Raw genomic sequence first — 4,995 nt, forward strand, 5'->3', positions numbered from 1 at the left:
AATCATGGAGCAGGCACCGCCCCGCAGCCAGCCTGCTGTAAAGAAGGCTCCGGCGTGATGTACACGGCCCCAAAATGCCGTTATGCTGAATGCATATCTCCCCCGCGCGAGTCTTGTGCATGGAGGTGCCTGTGAGAGCGGCTCTTTATTCTGCGTTTGCCGCAGTTGTCATCACACTGTACAGCGGCAAGGTCTGCCCGCTTCTGGAGGGGCTTGCGGTTTGGAAGCTGGCGGTGCTGATTAGTCTTCCACTGGCGTTGTGTTTAGGCCTGCGGCAGTGGCTGGAGCCTCTTGTTGTGGATGGCAGCGCGGTGCGCTTGCGGCCGCTGCGGCAGTTTCGGCTGGATTTGGGCTTGTACGTCATTGCGGGGCTGGCGTCCGGGATTGGCGGCGCTGTGCTGTTTGGGTTCTCGTTTCTTTACAGCGGGTCCAAGGTGGTGCTGGGGATGCTGACCGTTGGGGTCTTTGCGGCGCTGGACCTTGCCCTTGCGCGAGAGCGCGGCGTAGTGCGCAGCGCCACCCGCACCTATGGCCTGATGCATGCTCCGGCGCATTTTTCGCCGTTGGCGCGGCGCGTTGCCTTTGTGGCCATGGTGGGCGGGGGACTTGCGACCTGCATTCTGCTGCTGGTGACCATGGGCGACCTTGTCTGGCTGGCGGATGTGGCCGGGGAGGGCGCGTCGCCCGTGGATATGGCGTACGCGGTGCTCAAGGATATTGCCGTGGTGATGGGCGTGTTCCTTGTGGTGCTGTTGACTCGTCTCTGTTCGGATTCCCGCAATGTGAAGCTGCTGTTTGGCAACCAGACCAAGGCCCTTGCCCGCGTGAGCGAGGGCGATTTGGACGTGTGGGTGCCTGCCATGACCAATGACGAGTTCGGCGTTATTGCCGCGCACACCAATAGGATGATTGAGGCACTGCGGGGCAGGATGCGGCTGGTGGAGGGGATGTGCACGGCCCGCGAGGTCCAGCAGGCTGTGCTTCCCGATGCGCCGCCCTCGGTGCCGGGGCTGGACATGGCGGCCATGGGGCGCTTTCATGGCGAAATGGGCGGCGGGTATTACGACTTTGTCCGCGTGGGGGCGGGGGAGAACGCGCGCGTTGGCGTGGTGATGGGCGAGGTGACGGGTGGCGGCATTGGCGCAGCGCTACTGATGGCGTCGGTACGGGCTGTGGCGCGCATGCGTCTGGAGCATGCGGGGGCGCTGGCTGATGTGCTGCGGGAAGTAAACGCCTTTGCGGCCAAGAATCCGCACGGCACCGGACGTGTCCGGGGGCTGTTCATGCTGCTGGTGCGCGAGGCGGACCGTGAACTGACGTGGGCGGGGACAGGCCATGGCGCCGCTTTTGTCTATGACTCCGCCTCAGATTCTTTCCGCGAACTTTCGGGCGGCGGCGCGCCTCTTGGGGCGGCGAGGGACGCCGAGAGCCGTGAGGCCGAGGGAGCGCGGCTGGATGCGGGGCAGGTGGCGCTTGTGACGGGGCATGGGCTGTGGGGGGCGGTTAATCCCCATGGGGAGATATTCGGCAAAGCCCGCCTGCGAGAGGTTATCCGCCGGAACGCCCACCGCAATGCGGCGGAAATGGCGCAAACCATACTGGACGCCGTGGAGGACTTTACCCTCGATGCCCCGCACCGGGACGACTTGACGCTGGCGGTAGTACGCGCCGCTGGAACGCCAGCCGAGAAGCCAGCCGAACGCCCGGACGCGTAGCCAGACGGGTTGCCGGATGAGCATCCGGGCGAACTGCCAGTCGAGGATCCAGCCGGGCTCCTGCGTCCGCCACGGCGGGCGGTCTTGAGTGCGGTCGAACAGTGTTTCGCCGTAGGAAAATTTAAGCCCTTCGCGGGTAGATGTCTTCTGCCTGCACATCTTCCGGCGCTGTCCTGCGCCGGGGTATTGTCTGAGCCTGCATTCATAAGCCACGCGCGGACTCCCGCGCGGACTGCATCAGGGTCCGGAGTATTTGCTAGGCCCTGAATGCGCCGCGTGTGCTTCCTTGTAGAGCGGGGGCCTGAGGTGGAGTTGTATTCAGGCGCGTTTGCTCCACGAGTGGCCGCGGCGGTCCACAATGTCCTGCATGGTGTCGTTCATGATGGCGTAGGCGACGCTGATGTCGTGGTGGTTCAGGACGTATTCCCGCGCCGCCGCGCCAAGGCGTGAGCGCAGGTGCGCGTCATCCGCCAGGTGACCGATGGCCGCGCCAAAGGCCGCCTCGTCCGTGCCCGGGACAATGCAGCCTGTTTCACCGTCGCGGATTACCTCCTTGGCGGCTGCGGTCTCGGTGGCGACCACGGGCAGTCCGCAGCTTTGCGCCTCCAGATACACCATTCCAAGTCCCTCGGTACGGCTGGGAAAGGCAAAAATATCCGAGCCGCTAAAGACCTCGTACAGCTTGGCGCGCGGCATCATGCCCAAAAAGCGCACCTTGCCGGGCATGAGGTTGACGGCAAGGCGTTCTAGCCTGTCCCGCTCCTTTCCGTCGCCAGTGACGATGAGCATGATGTCCTTGCCCTTTTCGCGCAGGGCGGCGCAGGCACGGATGACGGTTTCCACACCGTCTGCCTTGACGCCCGGGCGCATCACCGCCGCCGTGGTGACGACAACGCTTTCCCGCGCGCCCCAGCGGCGTCGGTATTTTTGCCGCATCAGCATATCCGGCCGAAACAGACGCACGGGAATGCCGGGACGAATCTGGGTTAACCGCTCCGGCGGCAGGATGCGCTGGAGCGGCTCCATGTCCGGCTTTGTGTTGACGAAGATATGGTCCGCCGCCTTCAGGGCGCGCAGGTTCAGGAGAGCGCCGGGCAGGGTCTTGGGCGAGCGTTTGCGCTCTGCGGCGTAGGCGCCGGAGAGGATGAAATAGGGCAGGCCCATGCGGGCCAGACGCGGTCCCAGCAGGTCCGGAGATTTGTAGAAACTGTGGTAGGTCAGCCATGCGTGGATGCCCTGCGAACTGCACGTCCGCCGCGCAAGGATGTACTCCAGCAGGGCGTCGGGCCAGCGCCACGGCTTCCAGTAGAGCCAAGTGGTCTCAAGGGGCGAGATGACCGAGGTGCTGTGTCCACTGCGGACAAGGAATTCCATGGCGTCGCGGGCGATGGTCACATCGCTGGAGATGCGGGCGTGGTTCAGTGGCTTGAACGGGGCGTAGAAGGCTAGACGCATCATAACGGTGGCTGTGTGTCCGCTGTGTTGCCGCGGGCGGGCGCGGGGCCATTTGCCGGAGCGGGCCGGGATATGCCGCCGCGCTCGAAGGCGCGGGCAAGCTCGGGAGCGAGCTTGCGGTTGTCGAGAATCCGTTCCACCTGTCGGTGCAGGGGCGCCCCCCTCGCGGGGAGCCGATGCCGGGAGAGGGCACCTCCTCGTTTGCCCTCGGGAAGTGACGGCAGATGCCCTGCGCACAGGGCCGCCGTCGCCCAGAACATATGAAAATGCCATACGCTTTTTCTTCTGTAACGCCAATGCGTGCAGCGCGTCTAGTCGCCCTTTCTTGGGCGCACGGCGCGCCATGGTCATGATGCGGCAGGGGGCGCGGGCGCGGGGCCGGACCTGTGACGCAGGCGGCTTGGTTCAGGCCTTGTCCGGCATGAATTTGCAGGGCAGGTCACACGCCGCAGGAGTGCAGCGCAAGGCTTATGCGCGGCGGCGGGCAGGGGGCGTCGCACTCAATGGCGCGGGCCGTTTTGGTCAGGCGTGCGCCGGCGCCGTATTCCGGCAGGGCGCGGCAGATGCTGATGGCTTGCTCGCGTTTGCCAAGGGCGGCAAGGGTGGCCGCAAGGTTTGCCGTGAATGTAGGGTTGCCCGGTTCGTTTTTGAGCGCCATGGCAAAGTGCCGCTCCGCTTCAGACAGGTTCTGGCGGTCAAATTCGATGACGCCAAGGTTGTTGGCGGCAGGGGAGAGCGAGGGATTCAGGAGCAGGGCGCGGGTGAAGGCGGCTTTGGCCGTTGAGGTGTCGTTGACGAGGCTGTAGCGCAGCCCCTCCACCATGGCACGCTGCGCGTCATTGAGCACCACATGATCCAGCCCCCGGCAGGGGCAGCGCGACACGCGGCAAGGCTCGGGCGTGTCGTTCAGGCGGACGTCGTCAAGGATGTTGCCCATGATGGTCATGTCGCCGGAGCAGCGGTAGACCGTTCCGTCCGGTTCCATGCGGATGAACGTCCGTCCGGCATTGCAGGGCACGCCCTTGAAGTTGAAGAGCATTTTTCTGCCAGCATCCGGCGTGCCCGCGAAGATGCGCTTGGCTGCGGAGCTGTAGGCGGCGGGGTACTTGTGGCCGTCATGGAATCCCTTGAAGGGACGCGGCACCAGCGTAATGCCGTGGCGCTTGAAGAACCGCGCATCCTCCGGGTAGCGCCGGACAAGGGTGGGATGCAGCACGTAGTTTACCTTGACCCGAAAGCCCCGCTTGCGCAGCAGGCGCACGTTGTCGATGAATTGCTGCGTCCCGCCGATGCGTTCGCGCTCTTCAATATGCAGGGAGGCGTGAATGTCCTGCACGCGCTCGGGCGGTACGGTGTCCGCCAATTCGCGCACCTGTTCCGTCAGGCTGAGGTTGGTGTCTAGGGTCAGCCGGTGCGTCTTTGCCAGTGTGCGGCAGACTTCGGAAAAATTGGGGTACAAAAGCGGCTCACCGCCTGTCATGAAGATGCCCCATTGCTTCCCCGTTGCGTCTAAAAAGGATTGAACTTTTTCCGTTGGAATCAGGGGGCGCTTCGGGGGCGTGGTGTGCGGGAAGGAGCAGTAGCCGCACTGCAGATTGCATGCGTGCGTCATGTCCCACGTGAGATTGTGTGTATCTGGTTTCATATGATGTATGTGCAATATTTGGTAAAAAATGTCCAATCGATGCGTGGGGTGGTTGGGTTCGGTGCAGGCGGGTGGCGGCGGATGCGCGGGTGCCGTGGGGCGGCACAGGCCGGAGCACTGAGCGGGCAAGGGGCCTCTGAGCGAGGCCTTGGGCGGCGTGGACGCGCCAAGACCGGACAA

General features: G+C 64.3%; 3 protein-coding genes. 1 reads left to right on the plus strand and 2 read right to left on the minus strand.

Features of this window, described 5'->3' with window-relative positions; all coding sequences use genetic code 11:
- The first annotated feature begins 131 nt into the window (after positions 1–131).
- Positions 132–1,715 (plus strand): PP2C family protein-serine/threonine phosphatase, encoded by a 1,584-nt coding sequence (locus ACY69P_RS14155; RefSeq protein ID WP_462327938.1) that lies wholly within the window; start codon positions 132–134, stop codon positions 1,713–1,715.
- 318 nt (positions 1,716–2,033) lie between these two features.
- On the opposite strand, the gene ACY69P_RS14160 is transcribed toward ACY69P_RS14155, so the two are convergent.
- On the minus strand, positions 2,034–3,173 hold the full coding sequence (locus ACY69P_RS14160) for a glycosyltransferase family 4 protein (RefSeq protein ID WP_462327939.1): 1,140 nt from the start codon (positions 3,171–3,173) through the stop codon (positions 2,034–2,036).
- A 436-nt stretch (positions 3,174–3,609) separates the two neighbouring features.
- Complete coding sequence (locus ACY69P_RS14165) at positions 3,610–4,815, minus strand: radical SAM protein (protein WP_462327940.1); 1,206 nt, start codon at positions 4,813–4,815, stop codon at positions 3,610–3,612.
- Positions 4,816–4,995 lie beyond the last annotated feature (180 nt).

Source organism: Desulfobaculum sp., from assembly GCF_054921475.1.

Excerpts from the sequence above, each read along its gene's own strand:
- ACY69P_RS14160 (WP_462327939.1), bottom strand. The coding sequence starts at position 3,173 with ATGATGCGTCTAGCCTTCTACGCCCCGTTCAAGCCACTGAACCACGCC.
- ACY69P_RS14165 (WP_462327940.1), bottom strand. The coding sequence starts at position 4,815 with ATGAAACCAGATACACACAATCTCACGTGGGACATGACGCACGCATGC.